Origin of the sequence: Micromonospora sp. NPDC049836 (genome assembly GCF_044465125.1) — a bacterium.
GTDB lineage: Bacteria > Actinomycetota > Actinomycetes > Mycobacteriales > Micromonosporaceae > Micromonospora.
This window is the reverse complement of record NZ_JBITLH010000012.1, coordinates 124708-142893: the sequence shown is the minus strand read 5'-3', so window position 1 is coordinate 142893 and position 18186 is coordinate 124708. Positions and strand designations below refer to the sequence as shown.

The window sequence follows — 18186 nt, the reverse complement described above, 5'->3', positions numbered from 1 at the left end:
CGGGCCCGAGGGACCCGTCGCGCGGGCGACGCCCGTGGCCCAGCCTGACCGGCTCCTGCCGGCACGACCCGGCCTGTCACGACCTCGGACACACAGGAAGGCAACACTGACGTCCTTGTTCGCCGCAACGTTGACCCGGTTCCACGCCTGGCACACCGACCCGCACCGATCGTCGCCATTGCCATCCTCGTCGGCGAGATCCAGCGCACGTCTGGAGCGGCGTCCGCCGCATCGGTCGGTTTCCGACGAGCAGACGTCATCCCGGTCGCAGGGACTGAACTGCACTCATGTCGATTCGAGCAGCAAGACCTATGGAGACAACCCCCATGCGCTACCTCAGCGATGTCAACCTGCGCGCCGTACTCAACGTCCTCATCAGCAGGTCCGGTGGCCACGTGGAGATCAGCAACGAAGAACTCTACGACGCGATGCTGCCCGACCGCAGCCACGGTGATCGTGTGCTCATCGAGGAGACAGAGAACGGCCTGCGACTGTCCATCGTTGCTCGCCCCTAGTCGCCGGCGTCGGGCGAGCTGAGCGCTGGCAGGATCCCGGTCATCGCCAGCACCCGGCGGACATGGCCGGTGGGATTGACCAGGGCAAGGCTGACACCCGAATCGGTGGCACGGCCGTGGGCGTTGACGAATGCGCTCAGCACGGTGGAGTCGATGAAGCTGACCCGTGCCAGGTCGACCTGGACGCGGGGCGCGCGGGCGATCGCGGCCTGCAGCACCTCCCCCAGCTGGCTGGCTGCGGCCATGTCGAGTTCGCCGAAAAGTGTCACGACCGCGGTCCCGTCGCTCACGGTCGTCTCCGACAGCCACGTCTGGTCCACGCCGCACCTCACCCGCTCGACTGTACGCCGGGGAGGCGGGCGGTGACGGTGGCTGTCGTGCCGTGCGGCCCGCTGTCGAAGGCGAGACTGTCGGTGAGTTGCTGGGCCAGCCACAGGCCGCGGTGGCCGGGGGTTCGGGGTTGCGGCAGCGCCATCGGAACATGCTCTGTTCCGGGACCGTCGTCGGTGACCTGGCACGACAGGGATACGGCGTCGCGCAGCAGGCGGAGGCGCCCGCTGCCGCCACCGTGGCGCACGACATTGGTGACCAGCTCGTGCACGGCCAAGACGAAGTCCTCCAACGCGTCACCAGCGAGACCGGCCGCGCCGGCGGCCGCGGCGACGGCGTGCCGCAGCCGCGTCACCGCGACCTCGGTGATCGAGTCCGACAGTAGAGTCGCGCCGGCCCGGACATCGTCCGGATCGCCCCCACCGGCCCCGACGTGGCCACCCCTGCTCACCTGGGCACCGCACAACTGGTGGAGGACCACCGCATGCGATGGGACGTCGGGGTGGGGCGCTTCATGGCTTGGCCACGGCATGCCTCAAACGGGTACCCGCTCTGTAGGTGCCGCGAGCCCTGCCTAGTATGTTCCCTCGATGCGCCGGTGACCGGTTTGAGAGGTCGGGGTGCGCGGCCACCCATCCGGAGCGGGGATGCCCATCGCCCCCCGGGGTTCCCGCATGGCGCTCAGGAAGGCCCCGTTCCCCCCAGAACGGGGCCTTCCGCGCGATGAGCAGCCAGCCAGCACCAGGCATGCGGCAGCTCGGGCGAGCGGACAGCTGACTATCTGCGCTGCTGATGGCGCCGGATCTGCTCCTCGAGCGCTGCAAGGCGCGCATGAATATCGGCCAGCTGTGCGCTGCCGCGTGCCTAGCGCGAACGTGCAGTTCTGCCAGCTCCCGGTTGAGTTGGTCCTCGGCGTGATCCGCGACTGGCGCAGGCACCGTCGTCATCCCTGATCTCCCCATGCTTGAGCAACCCGCAGAGGGGCAGCGAGTTGCCCAGTCCGTACCCCGATCGCAGAGCAGGAAAACCATCGGCACGGCGTCGATAGAGCACGTCAGGCCCGGACGCCGACAAGATCAGGAAGCAAGGTCGGTGCTGTGGGGCGGCCCCTGCGCCGCCGACGGCAGGACGACGTTCCTGAGGGGACGATGTAACGAGCAAGCGGTTGGTTGCGCTGATGTTGGCGGCAGGGATGGCAATCGGACCGGCGCCTGGCAGCCGGTGGCGAAACCGGCGATATCCGGACGACTCATCCTTGGATATTCGAGCCGCCGGCGACGGCGAGCTGGGTGGGGGCCTCATGGTGATGGATCTTTCCGCGGTCGCGCGGGAGCGGGCGGTGCTCGCGACCATCGCCGATGCGATGGTGACAGCGTCAGTCGGCAGAGGCCTGCGTGTAGCGGTCGCCTGCCCGGATTCACACCTAGCCCTCGTCGATCACCTCGCTCAGGCGCTGCACGTCCGCGGCCGGCCATGCCGCAGCCTTGTCTCAACGCCGAACCCGTCAAGCACCGTCAGCTTGCCGTCACGCCCGGATGAGAACCGCTCGACCGTCCTCGTGGTCAGCAGCGGCCCGTCCGGGAAGACGGACGATGACGTGGAGCGCGTCGACATCAATGTGACTGTCGGCGCCCCACGGGACCACCGAGGGGGTCTTAGCCACCAGAGGCCGGACGAGGGCCACACAGACGCCGACCATGAGCCGGACATCATCCTCGCCTATCACGAATCCGGCGGGCCGACGATCCGCCACATGGCATCCCACCTGTCGCCGCCACCACTCACCCCGCAGTAGCAGCGGCGGAGGCACCGACGCGGCACGGGGAGTGGATCACGAGTAGCTACCAGGGTCCATCGCCGTACTTGTCTCCGCAGGCGTCCAGAAAGTCGAGCTGGGCTTGGGCGAGATCGATGTTCGTGTCGGGCCCTGGGGCGGCGCTGGCCGCTCCTGCCGCCTTCACGAGGCCCCGCCCGGGCAGAGAGAACTTCGGGTCGACGATCAGCTCGGCGCGCTGTCCGGCAGCCAGGTTCGCGTCGGAGTCGAAGTTGAGGCTGTTGCCGAGGTCGGCGATGGTGTTGCACAGATGGTGGATGGTCGCGTCGTCGGCGATGGGCGCCGGTCCGGTTGTCACCGGCGCTGCGGTGATCGCCGGCGTGGCGGCCGCGCCGTTGGCGGATGCAGCGGTGGGCTCACTCTCGCTGGAGCACCCGGCCAGGGCTGCCACGAACAGGGCGGCGGGGAGGACCACGCGGCGCGTACGGATCATCCGGGCCACGGTACCCATGTGCTTGCACACAGGGTGTCGCACAGATGACAGCCAGCGGCCCGCCGTCGGTGGGTCGGCGACCCGGCCGGGTGCGCGACCGGTGGCCGTGCCGCTGCGGCGGGCACCTGGTCATCCGCTGCCGCATGTGCGCCGACGTGCAGGTGGAGCCGCGGGTCGGCGCGGACTGCGACGCCCGCGACCATCGCGCCGGCAGCGGCTAGTCCGCGGCTAGTCCGCCTGGCGGACCAGCGCCCGCTCTGAATGGCCCCACTGGCGACGCACGTGGTGACCGCGCGACACCGGACCTACGACGGCCGCGCGGGGTTCAGCATGCGGTCGTAGACCAACCCTGTGGCTTGGGCCTGGACGTACTTGTCGATGAGGCCACGAAATAGGCGAACGAGTTCTCGCAACCGCATAGCGGCCTCGGAGGTCGGAGCAGCGAACGGGTAGCAGTCACCGGCGTCCCTTGGTTCGGTCTGGGGCGCCTCGCATGCGGCCGGTGGAGTCGACTTCCAGGCCCGTTCACGTGAACTTTGGTGAGCGTCGGTACGGGACGGGCCGCGGTCGGAATGATCAGCGGCAGGAATCGTCTTCGCGAGCCGTCCGAGGTGCTGCCATGTCCGACACAGTGACTCCTCCACGGCCTCCCGTCCGGGCCTGGTACCGGCCCATGGTCGCCCGCCCCACCGACGAGCCGTACCGGACCGTGACTCCGCTGGAACTGCTCTTCGACCTGTGCTTCGTGGCCGCGGTGAGGCAGGCCGCCGACCGGCTGCACCACAACCTGGGCGAGGCCGACATCGGTCACGGCATTGGCCTCTACCCGGCGGTGTTCTTCGCGATCTGGTGGGCGTGGATGAACTTCACCACGTTCGCCTCCGCGTACGACCCCGAGGACGACGTCTACCGCCTCACCACCCTGGTCCAGATCGCCGGGGCGCTGGTGATCGCCGGTGGCGTGCCGCGCGCCTTCGATCACGGCGACTTCTCCGTCATCACGTACGGGTACGTGATCATGCGGGTGGCGATGGTCGGGCAATGGTTGCGCGTGGCCCGCAGCGACCCGGAGCGGCGGGCCACCGCACTGCGCTATGCCGTGGGGATCATGGTGCTGCAGGCGGCCTGGCTCGCCCGGCTGGCACTGCCCGACGTCTGGCTGTTGCCCGGCTTCCTGGCGATCGTCCTAGCCGAGCTGCTGCTGCCGTTCTGGGCGAGGCGCCCCGCTCCGATCATCTGGCACCCCCGCCACATAACCGAGCGGTACGGCCTGTTCACCATCATCGTGCTCGGCGAGTCGGTGCTCGCGGCCAGCCTCGCCGTCCAGACCGCCTTTGACCGGGGGACCAAGGCAAGCACTCTTCTGTCGATCGCCGGTGCCGGCATCGTGATCGTCTTCGCGATGTGGTGGCTGTACTTCGATCGCCCAGTTCAGCACCTGGCGGCCTCGCCGCGCGTGGCGCTGCTGTGGGGATACGGTCAGTACCTGATCTTCGCATCGGCGGCTGCGCTCGGCGCCGGCCTCGCCATCGACGTCGACTACCAAACCGGCACCGCCCACCTCGGGCGCGTCGCCGCAGGGTACGCGGTAGCCGCGCCGGTCACCGTCTACCTGCTCGCAGTCTGGACGCTGCACATCCGCCCGTATGAGCAGCTGAAGATGACCGTGCCGTACTGGGCCACGGCGGCGCTGGTGCTGCTCACACCGCTCACGCCGGCGCCGTCCCGCATGACCGCTCTGCTCCTCGCCACCCTCGTCGCCACCACCGTGGTCGCTACCCGGCGCAGGCAGGGCGCCGCCGGGACCGCGACGGATCACTAGCCTCGTTCTGCCGCTAACTGTTGATCACGGGTGGCTGACCGCTGGTTGATCTTTCCTTATGGTTCGTCCGGCAAATGGGCATGGCGGTTACCCGGCGAGTGGCGGGTTCGTCGGGGAACGGGTCGTCGGGCGGAACGGGTGAGGCCGGCGGGGACGTGTAGCAACCGGTGACGCGGTGTTGTGGAAGTGGGCGATGGCGGACGAGGTATCGGTCAATCTGCGCGGCGGCGCCGCCGTCGTCGCGCAGGATCTCCCAGCACAGTGTCCGGCCGCTGCCGTCCAATGGTGATCTCGGCCGAATGGTGTGTTCTTCACTGAAGCTCCCGGGCGCCCGGTACCGGCTTCAACCGATCTAGATCATGTGCGGCGGTGCCCGCGAGGGCCTCGACCCGGGCGCCGCGGAAGCGCACTCCATGCAGTGCCAGGCGGGGGAGATCCTCAGGTAGCTGTGGGCGTACGGCCAGAGTGTCGGGCTCCGGATCGATGCCGAGCATCATGCGGAGCAGCATCATCGGCGCACCGGCGGCCCACACCTGCGGGGAGCAGGCGGTGGGGTAAAGCACGGGCACCAGGGTGCTTTCTCGTGGGTAGCCTGCGAGCGCCTCGGGCAGTCGATGGCGCAGATGATGGCCGGCCTGCAACAGTCCCATCGCGAGTTGGTTGGCTTCGTCGCGGTGTCCGTACCGGGCAAGCCCGGCTGCGGCGATCGCGGTGTCGTGCGGCCAGACGGTGCCGTTGTGGTACTCAAGCGGGTTGTAGGCGGGCTGCTCGTCGGCGAGCGTGCGCACGCCCCATCCGGTGAACATCCGGGGGCCGCAGAGCAGCGCGGCGAGCGCGTCAACGCGTTCGGGCGGCACGATCCCGCTCCACAGCAGGTGTCCGATGTTGGAGGTCAATGTGGTCACCGGCTTCTTGTCCCCGTCCAGCGCGAGTGCGTAGTAGCCGAGGTCGGGTAGCCAGAAGTCGGTGTTGAACCGGCGATAGAGTTCCTCGGCGTCGCGTTCCAGACGCTCTGCGAGGTCGGGGTCGTTCCAAATCTCCCGCGCGAGCCGCGCCGTCCGGCGGCGCGCGTCGTAGGCATAGCCCTGGATTTCGCAGGTGGCCCGGGGAAGCTTGGCGAGGCTGCCGTCGGGGTGGACGATGGAGTTCCAGGAGTCCTTCCAGCATTGGTTGACGAGGCCGCTGCGCGGGTTGCGAGTCTGGTATTCGATGTAGCCGTCGTGGTCGAGATCGCCGTACGTCTCCAGCCACCGCAACGCGGCGCGGGCCGCAGGCTGGAGGTCCTGGACGGTCTGCGTGTCACCGGTCCACCGTTCGTACTCGTCCAGGACGATCAGGAACAGCGGCGTGGTGTCAGCGGCGCCGAAGTACGGGGACTGCGGACGGTCGCCGAAATGGGCACGCTCCCCGTTGCGCAGTTCGTGCATGATCTTCCCTGGTTCGGCATCGCGGTGGTCGTCCTCATGGATCGCCTGCCGCTCGGCGAGGGCCCGCAAAGTCGTATAGGCAAGTTCGGGGTGGAACGGCAGCATCTGATAGCTGACCAGGAGGCTATCGCGGCCGAACACCGCCATGAACCAGGGCAGCCCGGCGGCGGGCAGAGAGGATCTATCTCCGGCGAAGGGGTAGAACCTCAACGCGGCGAGGTCGAGAAGGCTGCGGTGGTAGATGTGCAGCAAGTCGTCCCAGTCCGTGTCCAAGATGGGTGACGCGTCCAGCCATTCTCGGATGCTGTAAGGCATGTCCGGGTGGTGGTGGCGGCGCTGTAGCGCCGCGTCCACTTCGACCCCAACCCGGATCTGGATGTCGATGCCCCACTCTTGTCCAGGTGGTAGCTCGTGTCGGAAGGTGAGCGACTCCTCGGTAACGAAGGCACCGGGGGCGTCGATGTGGGTTTCGCGGCGGAAGTCGGCGCGGCTGTAGCCCAAGGTGATCCCGCCGTCGCGCCGATGGCGGTACAGATGGCCGGTCTTTGACATCTGGTCCTTGACGTCGAAGATGTCGGCGAAGTCGGCGTCGAATATCATCGTGAGTTCGAACGCGACCGGCGTGTTGCCGAAGTTGTGGACCGTGATGCGCTCCTGCATGCCAGTCGCCACGGCACGGCGGCGGGTGACCGACAGCGACGGGTTCCGGTAGATCGTTCCGGTCGGCTCGATCAGAAAGAAAACAACTTCGTCGTATTCGAGGTTGTCCGCGCTCAGCGCCTCCATTTGGTGGCCGTTGAGGCGCAGTTGCCACCGCGATAAGTGCCGCATGTCGCGATAGAAGAGCCCGTCGGGAACGTTGGCGGCCGGGTTGATGTCACCCTGCCGGTCGCTTACAACGAAGGCGTCTCCCTGCAGGATATTGATCTCGTCGAGCCGCACGCTTCCCCTCCGCTCTGGCCACACGAGCCGCCGCCGCTGGCCAGCCCGGTGCCCTGGTGGGGTGGTGGTTACCCTTCTAGGTGTGGTTACACCACGGCTTCCGAATCGGAGTGTTAGCCGGATACGGGACAATCTGCCCACCGCCAGCCTCGGCCTTTCCGAAGGGGCGGCAAGTGAGGGTGGCGAGGTCGTCGGCCACCACGGTCGCTTCGACCTGCGCGCACAGCACGCCGAGCTTGACCTGTGCATACGCGGGGCTTGACGCGGCGGTCGGCGCCGGGGCGCTATCGCTGGAGCATCACCGCCACATCGGTCGCGACCCGGCCCGGATCGTGGCCGGCCTGCCCGCGGCGCAGCGGAGCCAGCGCCTCCGCGTAGCCGGCGGACAGCGCAGTCACTTCGACCCTGGCGTGCTCCAGCACGGTGCCTCCCGGTCACCGGCCACCCGGTCCAACGACCGGGCGGCCAAGGAGACTCTCCGGGCCCGGTTCGGCCACGCCGTGCACCCGGATCTCCGTCGTCCCCACTCCGTACCACCAATCTTCTCGCCGCTGGACGGGCGCGGATACCCGCCGACCGGGCCGGTACGCCCCCACCGCGACCCTTACCGCTACGGAGGAAGCTGGGGCACGACGCGGACCAGCGCCTGGTCCGCTCAGCGGACTAGCCCGGCAGCCGCGGCCTCCCGTGGCCGCCGCCGAGGTGCCCGACGGTGCCGCCGCGCTTCGCCTGCTCGATCAGCGCGCATGCCATGCACAGCAGCAGCGTCGCCTTCGGGGCGAGGGCCGCGACGAGGCGCTGGTTAGGGCCGATCCACATGTCCGCGCCGCAGTCCGCGCACGAGGTCAGGCTGTGGTCGACGGACGGCACGAACGGCGGGACGCCCATGCCCTCCAGCAGCTCGTTCATGTTCGTCGGCGGGCACGCCAGCATCACCCGCTTCTCGCGCTCCATCTGGATCTCCCTCACGTCTCGACGGTCGCCGTGGCGACCACCGTGCCGTCCGCGTCGATCCGCCCGCCGGGGCCGGCTATGTCGCCGCCCGCCGCGCGCACCGCCGCGATCCGCTCGAACACCTGTCTCCCGAAGCCCAGCCGCTCCACCGACGGCACCACCACAACGTCGGCCACCCCGTCGGCGACATCGGTGACGGCTTCCCGCCAGCCGCGGGCCCCGACATGCTCGCCGACCACCTCGTAGCCCTGCTCGGCGCACCAGCACTGCGCCGCCTTCGTCAGCTCCTCCAGCGTGGCGCGGCCGCCGCGCACGGTTCGGGAGAACAGCACCGCCCGGCGCCGCACCCAGCGCCGCGCGGCCACGTCCCACCGCGCGTGCTCGTACAGCCGCGTCAGGTCCGGCCCAGAGCCCTCCACGTCGGGGGCGCAGCGCACGAACCGCCGCGCCTCCACGTCCCACCGCACGTGCCAGCCGAACTCGCGGGCCTCCGCGTGCGCCGGCCACCAGCCCGTCCAGTCCGCGCGGCCACAGTCGTGGCCCGCGGTGTCCGGCTGGGCCCGGCACCACATGCGCTTCCGGCCGGTGGCCAGGCACTCGGCCACGTCGCAGTCGTCGGCGTGCACCTCGCCGATCGCCACCAGGCAGGCCGGGCAGGTGCCGCGCGGCAGCTCCTCCATGCTGTCGGTCGGGCCGGCGCCGGAGGCGCGCACCAGGTCGGTACGCGCCTCCGGCTGACCCGCTGGGGTCACGCTCACTCGCTGTCCTTCGCGTCAGGCTCGGCCGCGTCCAGGTCGGCCTCCGGGCACGGGTCCGTCTCGGCGTCGGCCTCGGCGGCCTCGGGCTCCTCGGCCTCGGCGTCCGGCTCGGCCGCCGGCTCGACGTCGCCCTCGGGCAGGTGCACGTCCTCGATCGGCCGGACGCCCTCGGCGTCCTCCACGTAGCCCTCAGCGTCGTCGTACTCCAGCTCGGCCGCGGCCTCGGCCTCTTCCTGCTCCAGCGCCCGCTGCCGCTCGTCCTCCTCCTCGACCAGCTCGGCGCGCCAGGTCTTCTCGGCCTCCGACAGCTCGTAGCCCTCGGCCACCAGGCGGTCCAGCCACGGCAGCACCAGGTGCTCCCGGTTGGAGTACCGCCCGGCCGCCACGGTCGCCGTGTTGCCCTCGTGCGCGGCGACGAACCGGGCGACCAGCAGCCGGTTCAGCCGGTCGATGCCGGCCGTCGCCCCGTCGCGCGGGTCACCGCCGGCCAGGGCGGCGACCAGCTCCTCCTCGCACCGGTCGAAGAAGCCGGGCATCACCACGGCGGCGCGTATCGCGTCGACCAGCAGCGTCTTCGCCGCCTTCGCGCTGCCCCACTTCTCGACGAGGAACCGCCGCCGCACTTCGCCGGCGTCGAGCAGCTTCTGCCGCCGCTCCTCGGCCTCCCGCTTCTTCAGCTCCTCGGCCACCTTCTGCGCCGGGCTCTTGTACTGCGTCCACTTCGTGCGCTTGTACCCGTGGGCCTCGGGGTCCTCGCACACGATGACGGCCCGCATGTTCCCGCACGAGCCCTCGATGATCGCGCCGAAGCCCTCGACCGTCTTCAACGCCTCCACGTCGAGCGGCTGGTCGTCGGCGTCGGCCAGGTCCTCGACCTTCGCCATCTGGCAGTTCCACGGCCAGTCCTTCGGCTTCTTCAACACCCGGACGCCGGCCGCCGTCAGCTCCTCGGTCAGCGTCTCCGTCGCGCTCTTGTCGTCGCGCTTGCGCTTCTCCTCCTGCACGCGGTGCCGGACGCCCCAGCCGCTCTCGACGCCCTTGAGGATCCGCTCCATCGCCTTCGGGTCGTCCTCGAACTCCTCCAGCGCGGCGACGTCCTCCAGCGTCAGCTTGCCCGAGTCGGCCGCCTCGGCGGCGACGTCGCCGAGCGTCTTGAGCTTCAACGCCGACTTGACGTGCTTCTGGCTGCGGCCGGTGCGCCGCGCGATCTCGGCGACGTCCAGGCCGAACAGCTCCAGCTGCGCGTACCCGTTGGCCCGCTCGCTCTCGGTCAGGTCGGCGCGCTGGTCGTTCTCGATCAGCATGGCCACGACCTGCGCGGGGGCCAGCCCCTCCATGTCGGGCCGCACCAGGCACGGCACGGTGGTCGGCGTGCCGTCCGGCCACTCGCCGGCCTCGATCGCCTCGGCGGCGGCCGCCGCCCGGCGGTGCCCGGCGACGATCCGCATGCCGCCGTCCTCGGGGACGACGGTCAGCGCCTGCAGCACGCCGCTCGCGGCGATCGAGGCGCGCAGCTCGGTCAGGTCGCCGAGCTGGGTGCGCAGGTTGGTCGGGTGCGCGACCAGCTCGCGAGGGTCGAGCTGGGCGAGGTACGGCGCTGTCTTCTTCGCGCGCCGCGTCTTCGTCGGTGCTGTCACTTCCTGTCTCTCCTCTTCCACGTGAACACGGAGGTACGCCGCGTGGCGTACATAAACATTGTATCAGTCAAGATCATCCACCGTCCAATCAGGAACCGCCCTGACCTGCTGCTTTGCTCCGCAGCGGCGACGCGAAAGCCGCGCGCCGGGACTCCTTCGACCGCAGGTACGTCACGCCATGCACCAGGGCGTCCAGCCGGTCCGGGCTGTCGCCGGACTCCGGCGTCCAGGTCGTCAGCTGGTCCTCCAGCGCCGGGAACGTCCCGACGTGATGCACCCGGGGCGGGTCGACCTCGTAGCGGGCGGCCACCGGCTCGGCGCGCACCCGCTTCGACTGGCGGGCCTGCACCACGTCCAGCGGCGGGTCGCCGCCGGGCAGCACGCCCTCCTTCTGCATGGCCACCCAGGCGTCGACCAGGATGTCCCGCAGCCACGCCGACGAGCCCTCGTACACCACCACGTCCGCGTCGACGTCCAGGTAGCACTGCCAGATCCGGCGGGCCGCCGCCATGCCGGCGATCTTCATGCTCCGGTCCGCCAGCACGTAGTGCTCGCCGTCCTCGCCCCGGCCGACCGCGACGATGCCCGTCTCGTCGCTCGTCTCCGACACCGTGTCCGCCGGGTCGACCGACACCACGGTGCGCACCAGCGGCGGCACGTCCTCCTTCTCGACCCGGCCGGCCTCGATCCACGCCGACTTCCACAGCGCGCCGTCGACGTCGGACAGCAGCTCGGCGTCCAGCTCCTGCCGGCCCAGCCGGGTGCCGCCGTACTGCTCCAGCAGCTCCTCCAGCGCCTCCGCGCTGAGGTTCGCCGCGTTGTCCAGCGTCCGCCCCCGGGTGATGACCACCCGGGGCCGGCGGGACCGGGCCGCCTGCTTCTTCGCCCGCGCCAGCAGCTTCTTCACGTGCGGCAGCGGCTTCGGGGTCGTGCTGACGACCATGCGCGGGTCGGGCGCCTCACGCATGCAGAACCACAGCATGTCGAACACGCCCTGCGCCGTCTGCAACGGCCACGCCGCGTACTCGTCGAGCCAGCAGCCGTCGAAGTCGTAGCCGCGCAGCGTGTCCGGGTCCTGCGCGCCGAACCCGCGGATGATCGCCCCGTTGGTCAGCTCCAGGTACGGCTCGCTCTTGTTGAACGTCCGCACCTCCTTCGGCGGGATCACCGCCAGCAGGCCGGCACGCCGCGCCGTGAAGCAGACGTTGTACACCTCGCGGTGCGTCTTCGCGATCACCGCGTAGTGCCCGCCCGGCCGGGTGCCCGCCCAGCCGCGCACCGTCTCCGCCCCGGTGCGGGTCTTGCCGAAGCCACGACCGGCCAGCAGCATCCAGATCCGGTAGTACGCCGGCTCCATCTGCTCGGGCCGGGCGTGCCGCCGCCAGTCGTACCGGACGAGGCCCTGGACCTCCGACACCTCGCGCAGGTACGCGGCCAGCTCGGCGTCGGTCATCAGCGCCGGGTCCGGGTACGCCAGCAGCATCGGTCAGTCCTCGGCCCGCATCTCGGCTTCGCGCTGCCGCAGGTCGACGCACGCGACCCAGGCCAGCAGCAGCAACGCCGCCAGCATCAGCGCCGGGCAGCCGAGGGCGGCCGGGCCGACCCACCGCAGCCCGGCCCACACCGCCAGCACCATCAGGGCGAACCACGCGCCGAGCAGCAGGCGCCACGTCCAGGCGCGGAACCGCAGTGCCCGCCGCTGCACCCGGGTCAGCCGCCGCGGCGGCGGGGCGGGGCGCACAGGCAGCGGGCGCTTCGCGTCAAGCTCCGCCCAGCCGCGCACCACCCCGCCCGGCTGGTACGCCGGTCGGGCGGCGACCGGCGCCCGGTGGTCGAGCAGCAGCCTGCCCGAGCGGGGGCCGCTCCTCACCGCGCGACCGCCCACGCCACGACGGTCACGCCGCCGAGGGCCGCCGCGCCCATCAGCAGCAGCCCACCGGCCGCGCACCACGCCGCCCACCGGGGCATCCGCAGCTCCACCGCGATCCACGCGTCGCCGTCATCCCTGCTCCGTTGCCCCACCGGGCTCCTCCTCGTCCTCGTCGTCGCCGCCCGGGTCGTCCGGCTCGGCGGTCGGGTTGGCCTGGCCGGCGCGGGCGGCGGCCTCGGCCATCAGCGCGCGGAAGAAGTCGGCGCGCTGCTGCTCGGTCATCTGCTCGACCTCGGCGCGGATCGGCCCGCCGTCCGGACCGGTGTGCGCCGTCGTGGAGTCGGGCAGGCCCAGCGCCAGCCGCTCGACCCGGGTCGACACCTCCAGCCACCGGGCGATGTCGCCGGGGGTCAGCTTCGACGCGTCGAGGTTCTGCAACCGGGTGACGAGCTTCCCCTGCAGCGCCGACGCGATCCGGGCGTGCCGCCGGGCCATGTCGCGCCGCTGCTCGGCCAGGCCCTCGGCGTACAGCCGGTCCTCTTCCCGGTCCCACGCCGACGCCCGCTGCACCCACTTCCAGCGGGTGGCCAGCTTGTGGAGGTAGTCCCGGCTTTTGTTGACCTGCTCGGCGACCTTGGCGACGGTGCGGGTGCGGCCGAGGTCGCGGTACAGGGCGAAGTACCCGTACGCCTTCTCGGGCTCGTTGCGCTGCCGGTCCCACGCCAGAAGCTCCGGATCGCTCATGGTCACCTCCTCGTGCTGCTGGGCGGGCGGCCCGGCGGGTGCAGCGCCGGGCCGCCCACGTCTCAGTGCCCCGGCCTGCGCCCTCCGCTCATGGGTGGCCGGGCGATCGCCGCGTTGCCGTACATCAGGGCGTCGTCCAAAGCGGTCAGCACCATCGACGTCTCGCGGCCGGAGGGCAGGCTGCGCATCGCCTCGGCCATCAGCGCCTTGACCGCGGTGCGCCACCGCTGGTGCCGCTCGGCCTGCTCCAGGTTCACCGGCGGGTGGTGGTCGCAGCGCCGGTCCAGCTCGTGCCGCTGGCGCTCGTCGAGCCCGGCGTACAGGTCCTCGCCGCTCTGGGCGGGTCCGGTCATCTCTTCCTCCAGGGGGTCGGGCCGCGGTCGGGTACTGCGGCCGCATTTCCGGTCGGCGGGCTGCCGGCCGGGGGCTCAGGGGGGCCGGGTCAGCCGGGCCAGTGCGCGATGCAGCCGGCCAGCAGGCCGCCGACGACCACCACCACGGCGGCGATCGTCAGGCCGTACGGCACGCGCACGCCGGTCACCCGGCCAGGTAGTCGGCGGCCAGCAGCTCCAGCGCCCGCCACCGCTGGTCGGCGGGCACCTCGCCCGAGCGGACCAGCTTGTCCACGGCGCGGTGCAGCACGGCCGCCGCGTCGGCCGGCATGGAGCGCGTCTCCAGCACCGTCTCGATCGGCACCAGGCGGTGCGCGTGGCCGATCGGCTCGCCGCTCTCCTCGTCGAGCCACGCGCCGTCGCGCAGCTCGCCGAGGTGCCGCTCGAACACCGCCAGGATGAGGCCGAGCGCGGTGGCCACGTTGCCGACGTTGTGGGCGCCGTGGGCCGTCGCGAGCGCGTCCAGGGTGGACTCGTAGTCGCCGTACCCGGCGAGCCAGCGGACGTCCGCCTGGGTGAGCTTCCGCGCCTCGTCGAAGCTGGCGCGGGCCGCCTCGAGTTCGTGCGGCAGGAACACCAGCTGCACCGTGGCGAAGTCCAGGTTCGCCTCGGACAGGCCCTCCAGGTCGACCTGCGCGAGCAGGTCGAGCTGCTTGTCGTCCAGGCCCGAGTAGGCCCGCCAGTCCACGTCGTCCAGCTCGTCGTACAGCTGCTTCAACGTGGCCGGGTCGTCCTCGCCGGCGATCGCGTTGTGCGACAGCTGCAACGCGACCTGCCGGGCACGCGACAGCTTCTGCTGCACCACCATCACCGTGATCTCGGTGAGGCCGGCGTCGATCGAGGCGGTGACCCGGTGGTTGCCGGACAGCACCACCTTCCTGTCGTTCTCGACGTCGTGCCACACCAGCGGCACGCTCGTCAGGCAGCCGTCCCGCTTGATGTTCGCCACCAGCCGGTCGTACTGCTCCTTGCGCATGTACCGCGCGTTGACGTCCAGCAACGTCAGGTCCTGCGGCCGGACGGTCAGCAGCCGCGGGTCCAGGGGCAGCTCGTCGACGTCGCTCACCGCCGCCCTCCGCCCGCGTTGTAGCGGATCGCGAAGCCGGGGATGCCGAGGCCGAAGTCCGGGTCGGCGCTGGCGGGCCGGATCGGCGCGTGCAGCACGAACTCGTCCGCCGAGCAGGCCGGCCGGTTCGGCATCAGCCCGGCGGGCACGCCCGACCAGCGGAACCGCTCCTGGCACGTCAGGCAGCGGATCGAGAGCTCCACGATGTACGCCACCACCGTGGTGTCGTCGTCGGGGGCGGTCAGCCGCTGCACGTCGGCGTCCAGGTGCATGTCGACGTGCTCGCACGGCTTGTCCGGGTCCGCCGACGGCGGCGGCATCCGGAACCGGCCGTGGGTCGGGCACACGCCCGTCTCGGCGCCCTCGTCGCACTGGTAGGGCGTCATGCCGTCCCACAGCGTCTTCGGGCAGCCGGCCAGCTGCTCGGCGGCCGGCGGCTCGCCGGGCTGCTCGTCGCTCATCGCTCGTCCTTCCCGTGGCGGCGCTTCCACTCCGCCAGCGCCTCTTGCAGGGTCCAGTCACCCAGGGGGCCGCCGTACTGGAGTTGGTAGCGGTGGATGCCGTCGGCGGCCGGCTCGCTGCGCTTCTGCAGCTTCACGCCGGGGATGCCCCGGCCGTACTTCGCGCTGTTCGGCCGGTCGGTGAACGCCGTGGTCGACCAGCCGGTCAGCCGCTTCGACAGGGACCGCTGCAACAGCAGCTGCGCCTCGCGGCTGGCGGCCGCCATCACGATCAGCTTCGCCAGCCGCCGGTACCGGGTCCAGGACACCGGGAAGTCGCTCATCAGGTACGCGGTGCTCGGGTCGAACTTCGGCGGCAGGTACGCGAACGCCCCGATCAGCTTCCCGTCGACGCTGACGCCGCAGGCGAGCAGCGGCGACCCGGGCAGGATCGTCTTGCTCATGAACTGCGACCGCACCGCCGAGAACTGCCCGCCGGTCAGCACGTGCAGCGCCATCCGGTCGCCGAGGTCCTCGCGCGGCCCGATCTTCGGCAGCAGGATCGGCGCGACCTGCTGGGCGGGCGCGACCACCCGCCGCGCGCCCGAGCTGGCGTACACGTAGATCGGCATGCCGCGGTTGGAGGTCTGGACGACGCCGCGCAGCCACGGCCGCAGCTCGTCGCGGGCGATGTGCAGGCCGAGGATCCAGTGCGGCCGGTCGAGCACCGCCCCGATGATCTCCTCCTTGCCGTCCTCGTCGAGCAGGTCGTAGCTCGGCGCCGGCCAGTCGAAGAACTCGTCGATCCCGGCGAACTGCGCCTCGTAGTCGCCGGCGTAGAACGGCGGGAACATCGCCACCGGCGCGTCGGCCGGCACAACGTCGCGCAGGTAGTCCCGCACGTCCCCGCAGTAGTAGTCCGCCAGGCGCAGGGTCAGCGCGTTCAGCTTCGCCACCGTCTTGGCGTGCATCGTCGGGAACTGCCCGACCGTCGCCCGGACCATCCGCTCGTAGTAGACGCCCTGTCGGCCGACGTACTGGAGGAACCGGGTGCCGAGCATCAGCGTCGCCAGGGTGTCCGTCGACGTGCCGAGGTACGGCTCCAGCCAGGCCAGCTCCTCGGCGTGCTCGTCCTTCAGCCGATAGTCCAGCTCCCGGCCGGCCAGCCACCAGCCGAGGGCGCTCGAGTACGCCTGGACGTCGTTGCCGTGGATCGCCCGGCGCTCGCCGGGCCGGCTGTGCAGCGTCCGCTCGATCGTGAAGTTCCCCGAGCAGCCGACGTACAGGTCGGTGTCCGGCCAGGACTCGGCGTGCTCGTAGATGATCGACCGCAGGTCTGCCGGGATGCTGCCGTGGAACACGCGCCGCTCACCACCTTCCCCTGTGGCCGGGCGTCGAGCGCCGGCCAGGACTCGAACCTGGGCCTCCGCCCCGGTAGGGCGGCGTGCCAGCCAACAGCACTTCCAGCGCGACCGCGTGCCATGCACGCGCAGTGCTAGATCGTAGCCGTACACCCGGCGCCCGGCGAGAGGTGCTGGCGGCTTCCGATCTTCCCGTGGCCGGGCGTAGCCCACCGTAGACCTATCGGGCCGCAATGGTCTACAGTGACCCCGCAGTAAACCCGGAAGGCAGGAGGAGGACGAGGTGGCCAGGGACTACACCTACGCCGAGGCCGCGGCGAAGCTGCGCATCGCGGAGACCACCCTCCGGCGCTGGGTGTCGAAGGGCCGCATCTCCTGCCACCGCGTCGGCCGGCTCGTCCGCTTCACGGACGAGGACCTGGACAGCGCCTACAAGCCGTCCCCGGCCACGCGCCGCTGATCGTGGGGGGTCGCCGGTGAGGTCGCTCTCTCAGCACTCATCGCTGCGCAGCCGGTCAGATGCCGGCACCCGGCGGTCCCTGCTTCACCTCACAGTGTCTAGACCGTCCTAGGAGGATCGTTCGGCGGGCGCCGCGGAGAGAGGTCAGGTTTGAACCCCAGCTTCGCGAGCACTTCGACGGGGACAGCCTGCTGGTCGGCCTCCGGCCCGGTGACGGTCATGCCCTTGCCCTCGCGAACCTGGCGGTCCTCCAGGTTTGCCACGATCGCGGAACAGTGGTCGTACACCTGCTCGTAGCGGATGAGATGCGGCTCCAGGTCGGCGTACTGAAGCTCGGTCAGGAAGAACCGGTGCACGATCGCATTCCGGTGCTCGTACAGGTCGACGACCTCGGCCCTGAGCGCCTCGTCGATGATGCCGCGCCGCCGGGCCTCTTCGTAGATCGCCCGCTCGCTGATCTTCGCCCCGCCTGGCACCTGCTGCATGTACTCGTTGACGGTGACCGGATCGCCCGCGAGCTGCTTGTCCAGGATGATCGCCAAACGCAGCAGCCCGTCGATCAACGACACATACAGCACCATTCCCTCGATCAGGAAACCGTTGTCGTGCGCTCGCTTGAGCAGCAGTCGGGCGGTGGCGAACGAGTACACGAAGTTGCCCATCGGGCTCGACTGAGCGCTCATCGTGCCAGGGTAGGCCCCTACCGGGACACAGCGCGGGCGACGAACATCCGCACGCAGCCTGTTAAGCACCATGCTCCGCGACCCGGGTCGCTAACTCCTCCGGCGGTAGAACTCCTCCAGCACCTCCTCGACCTTCCAGCCCGATGCCACTCTGTTCCGCACACCCATCAGCCGCTTCGCAAAGACCTTGTGCGCGTTCTGCGTCGAGGTGCCGAGCGCGGCAGCCAGGACTGTCCAGGTGAGTCCCATCTCTTCTGCCTGTCCCACAACCAGCAGCAGTTCCTCGTCGAGTCGGAGTCGTGCTGCGGCCATCTCCTCGATGACTTGAATGAAGAGCGCGTGGTCGCGCTGCGCCTGTGACAGTGGCGCGTCCAGCGAGATCAGGTTCTCCATCTGCTGCAGCGCATCAGCCGCGAGCCCTTTGAGGCATTCGCGGAGGGCTTTATCCCTCTTGTGGTACGGGAGAGTGGCCCAGTCTTCGTCGCTCGGCAGCCCCAACTCTCGGAACATTCATCAAC

Annotated in this window: 23 protein-coding genes and 1 tRNA gene; 5 read left to right on the top strand and 19 right to left on the bottom strand. The window is 70.5% G+C overall.

The window, feature by feature from the left end:
- The first annotated feature begins 326 nt into the window (after nucleotides 1–326).
- Nucleotides 327–515: a hypothetical protein gene (locus ACIBPB_RS27280; RefSeq protein WP_349876162.1), complete on the top strand. Its 189-nt coding sequence runs from the start codon at nucleotides 327–329 to the stop codon at nucleotides 513–515.
- Here the strand turns inward: ACIBPB_RS27280 and ACIBPB_RS27275 are convergent.
- Nucleotides 512–835 carry an STAS domain-containing protein gene (locus tag ACIBPB_RS27275; protein ID WP_396842284.1) on the bottom strand — a complete coding sequence of 108 codons (324 nt, stop codon included), beginning with the start codon at nucleotides 833–835 and terminating at the stop codon, nucleotides 512–514. The two genes, ACIBPB_RS27280 and ACIBPB_RS27275, sit on opposite strands and share 4 nt — an antisense overlap.
- 8 nt (nucleotides 836–843) lie before the next feature.
- Complete coding sequence (locus ACIBPB_RS27270) at nucleotides 844–1326, bottom strand: ATP-binding protein (RefSeq protein WP_396842283.1); 483 nt, start codon at nucleotides 1324–1326, stop codon at nucleotides 844–846.
- Nucleotides 1327–2010: 684 nt separating this feature from the next.
- Here ACIBPB_RS27270 and ACIBPB_RS27265 point away from each other — a divergent pair.
- The gene (locus ACIBPB_RS27265) at nucleotides 2011–2640 is read left to right on the top strand and encodes a hypothetical protein (protein ID WP_396842282.1); all 630 of its coding nucleotides are present in this window, start codon (nucleotides 2011–2013) and stop codon (nucleotides 2638–2640) included.
- Between the two features lie 46 nt (nucleotides 2641–2686).
- On the opposite strand, the gene ACIBPB_RS27260 is transcribed toward ACIBPB_RS27265, so the two are convergent.
- Complete coding sequence (locus ACIBPB_RS27260) at nucleotides 2687–3112, bottom strand: hypothetical protein (RefSeq protein WP_396842281.1); 426 nt, start codon at nucleotides 3110–3112, stop codon at nucleotides 2687–2689.
- 44 nt (nucleotides 3113–3156) lie between these two features.
- On the opposite strand from ACIBPB_RS27260, the gene ACIBPB_RS27255 reads away from it, so the two are divergent.
- Both ACIBPB_RS27255 and ACIBPB_RS27250 read left to right on the top strand, forming a co-directional pair.
- Nucleotides 3157–3333: a hypothetical protein gene (locus ACIBPB_RS27255; protein ID WP_396842280.1), complete on the top strand. Its 177-nt coding sequence runs from the start codon at nucleotides 3157–3159 to the stop codon at nucleotides 3331–3333.
- A gap of 398 nt (nucleotides 3334–3731) precedes the next feature.
- Complete coding sequence (locus tag ACIBPB_RS27250; RefSeq protein WP_396842279.1) at nucleotides 3732–4934, top strand: low temperature requirement protein A; 1203 nt, start codon at nucleotides 3732–3734, stop codon at nucleotides 4932–4934.
- 311 nt (nucleotides 4935–5245) lie between these two features.
- Here ACIBPB_RS27250 and ACIBPB_RS27245 read toward each other — a convergent pair whose 3' ends face one another.
- The 14 genes from ACIBPB_RS27245 to ACIBPB_RS27180 all read right to left on the bottom strand — a co-directional run bounded on the left by ACIBPB_RS27245 (nucleotide 5246) and on the right by ACIBPB_RS27180 (nucleotide 16634).
- On the bottom strand, nucleotides 5246–7303 hold the full coding sequence (locus tag ACIBPB_RS27245; protein WP_396842278.1) for a glycogen debranching N-terminal domain-containing protein: 2058 nt from the start codon (nucleotides 7301–7303) through the stop codon (nucleotides 5246–5248).
- Between the two features lie 284 nt (nucleotides 7304–7587).
- Nucleotides 7588–7725: a hypothetical protein gene (locus ACIBPB_RS27240; protein ID WP_396842277.1), complete on the bottom strand. Its 138-nt coding sequence runs from the start codon at nucleotides 7723–7725 to the stop codon at nucleotides 7588–7590.
- Nucleotides 7726–7966: 241 nt separating this feature from the next.
- Nucleotides 7967–8257, bottom strand: coding sequence for a hypothetical protein (locus ACIBPB_RS27235; RefSeq protein WP_396842276.1), 291 nt, complete (start codon nucleotides 8255–8257; stop codon nucleotides 7967–7969).
- An 11-nt stretch (nucleotides 8258–8268) separates the two neighbouring features.
- Nucleotides 8269–9015: a hypothetical protein gene (locus ACIBPB_RS27230; protein ID WP_396842275.1), complete on the bottom strand. Its 747-nt coding sequence runs from the start codon at nucleotides 9013–9015 to the stop codon at nucleotides 8269–8271.
- A complete protein-coding gene (locus ACIBPB_RS27225) occupies nucleotides 9012–10652 on the bottom strand; it encodes a ParB/RepB/Spo0J family partition protein (protein WP_396842274.1) in 1641 nt (546 codons plus the stop codon). Before ACIBPB_RS27225 ends, ACIBPB_RS27230 begins: the two co-directional genes overlap by 4 nt.
- A gap of 88 nt (nucleotides 10653–10740) precedes the next feature.
- Nucleotides 10741–12135, bottom strand: a complete 1395-nt coding sequence (locus tag ACIBPB_RS27220; protein WP_396842273.1) for a terminase large subunit domain-containing protein — start codon at nucleotides 12133–12135, stop codon at nucleotides 10741–10743.
- 3 nt (nucleotides 12136–12138) lie between these two features.
- On the bottom strand, nucleotides 12139–12522 hold the full coding sequence (locus ACIBPB_RS27215; RefSeq protein WP_396842272.1) for a hypothetical protein: 384 nt from the start codon (nucleotides 12520–12522) through the stop codon (nucleotides 12139–12141).
- Nucleotides 12519–12674: a hypothetical protein gene (locus ACIBPB_RS27210; RefSeq protein WP_396842271.1), complete on the bottom strand. Its 156-nt coding sequence runs from the start codon at nucleotides 12672–12674 to the stop codon at nucleotides 12519–12521. The genes ACIBPB_RS27215 and ACIBPB_RS27210 overlap by 4 nt, the downstream gene beginning before the upstream one ends.
- Nucleotides 12652–13266 (bottom strand): hypothetical protein, encoded by a 615-nt coding sequence (locus ACIBPB_RS27205; RefSeq protein WP_396842270.1) that lies wholly within the window; start codon nucleotides 13264–13266, stop codon nucleotides 12652–12654. The genes ACIBPB_RS27210 and ACIBPB_RS27205 overlap by 23 nt, the downstream gene beginning before the upstream one ends.
- Before the next feature lie 62 nt (nucleotides 13267–13328).
- On the bottom strand, nucleotides 13329–13619 hold the full coding sequence (locus ACIBPB_RS27200; protein WP_396842269.1) for a hypothetical protein: 291 nt from the start codon (nucleotides 13617–13619) through the stop codon (nucleotides 13329–13331).
- Nucleotides 13620–13803: 184 nt separating this feature from the next.
- Complete coding sequence (locus tag ACIBPB_RS27195; RefSeq protein WP_396842268.1) at nucleotides 13804–14724, bottom strand: ParB N-terminal domain-containing protein; 921 nt, start codon at nucleotides 14722–14724, stop codon at nucleotides 13804–13806.
- A complete protein-coding gene (locus ACIBPB_RS27190) occupies nucleotides 14721–15185 on the bottom strand; it encodes a hypothetical protein (protein WP_396842267.1) in 465 nt (154 codons plus the stop codon). The genes ACIBPB_RS27195 and ACIBPB_RS27190 overlap by 4 nt, the downstream gene beginning before the upstream one ends.
- Entirely contained in the window at nucleotides 15182–16525 is a 1344-nt protein-coding gene (locus tag ACIBPB_RS27185) for a hypothetical protein (protein WP_396842266.1), read from the bottom strand. Before ACIBPB_RS27185 ends, ACIBPB_RS27190 begins: the two co-directional genes overlap by 4 nt.
- Nucleotides 16526–16561: 36 nt before the next feature.
- Nucleotides 16562–16634: transfer RNA gene (locus tag ACIBPB_RS27180), tRNA-Gly, on the bottom strand.
- 174 nt (nucleotides 16635–16808) lie between these two features.
- Here ACIBPB_RS27180 and ACIBPB_RS27175 point away from each other — a divergent pair.
- The gene (locus ACIBPB_RS27175) at nucleotides 16809–16985 is read left to right on the top strand and encodes a helix-turn-helix domain-containing protein (protein WP_396842265.1); all 177 of its coding nucleotides are present in this window, start codon (nucleotides 16809–16811) and stop codon (nucleotides 16983–16985) included.
- Nucleotides 16986–17083: 98 nt separating this feature from the next.
- On the opposite strand, the gene ACIBPB_RS27170 is transcribed toward ACIBPB_RS27175, so the two are convergent.
- The gene (locus tag ACIBPB_RS27170; protein WP_396842264.1) at nucleotides 17084–17668 is read right to left on the bottom strand and encodes a hypothetical protein; all 585 of its coding nucleotides are present in this window, start codon (nucleotides 17666–17668) and stop codon (nucleotides 17084–17086) included.
- A 90-nt stretch (nucleotides 17669–17758) separates the two neighbouring features.
- Nucleotides 17759–18178, bottom strand: a complete 420-nt coding sequence (locus ACIBPB_RS27165; protein WP_396842263.1) for a hypothetical protein — start codon at nucleotides 18176–18178, stop codon at nucleotides 17759–17761.
- Nucleotides 18179–18186 lie beyond the last annotated feature (8 nt).

Coding starts and splice junctions, on each gene's coding strand:
- ACIBPB_RS27280 (WP_349876162.1), top strand. CDS start 327: ATGCGCTACCTCAGCGATGTCAACCTGCGCGCCGTACTCAACGTCCTC.
- ACIBPB_RS27260 (WP_396842281.1), bottom strand. CDS start 3,112: ATGATCCGTACGCGCCGCGTGGTCCTCCCCGCCGCCCTGTTCGTGGCA.
- ACIBPB_RS27255 (WP_396842280.1), top strand. CDS start 3,157: ATGACAGCCAGCGGCCCGCCGTCGGTGGGTCGGCGACCCGGCCGGGTG.
- ACIBPB_RS27250 (WP_396842279.1), top strand. CDS start 3,732: ATGTCCGACACAGTGACTCCTCCACGGCCTCCCGTCCGGGCCTGGTAC.
- ACIBPB_RS27235 (WP_396842276.1), bottom strand. CDS start 8,257: ATGGAGCGCGAGAAGCGGGTGATGCTGGCGTGCCCGCCGACGAACATG.
- ACIBPB_RS27220 (WP_396842273.1), bottom strand. CDS start 12,135: ATGCTGCTGGCGTACCCGGACCCGGCGCTGATGACCGACGCCGAGCTG.
- ACIBPB_RS27205 (WP_396842270.1), bottom strand. CDS start 13,266: ATGAGCGATCCGGAGCTTCTGGCGTGGGACCGGCAGCGCAACGAGCCC.
- ACIBPB_RS27200 (WP_396842269.1), bottom strand. CDS start 13,619: ATGACCGGACCCGCCCAGAGCGGCGAGGACCTGTACGCCGGGCTCGAC.
- ACIBPB_RS27190 (WP_396842267.1), bottom strand. CDS start 15,185: ATGAGCGACGAGCAGCCCGGCGAGCCGCCGGCCGCCGAGCAGCTGGCC.
- ACIBPB_RS27170 (WP_396842264.1), bottom strand. CDS start 17,668: ATGAGCGCTCAGTCGAGCCCGATGGGCAACTTCGTGTACTCGTTCGCC.
- ACIBPB_RS27165 (WP_396842263.1), bottom strand. CDS start 18,178: ATGTTCCGAGAGTTGGGGCTGCCGAGCGACGAAGACTGGGCCACTCTC.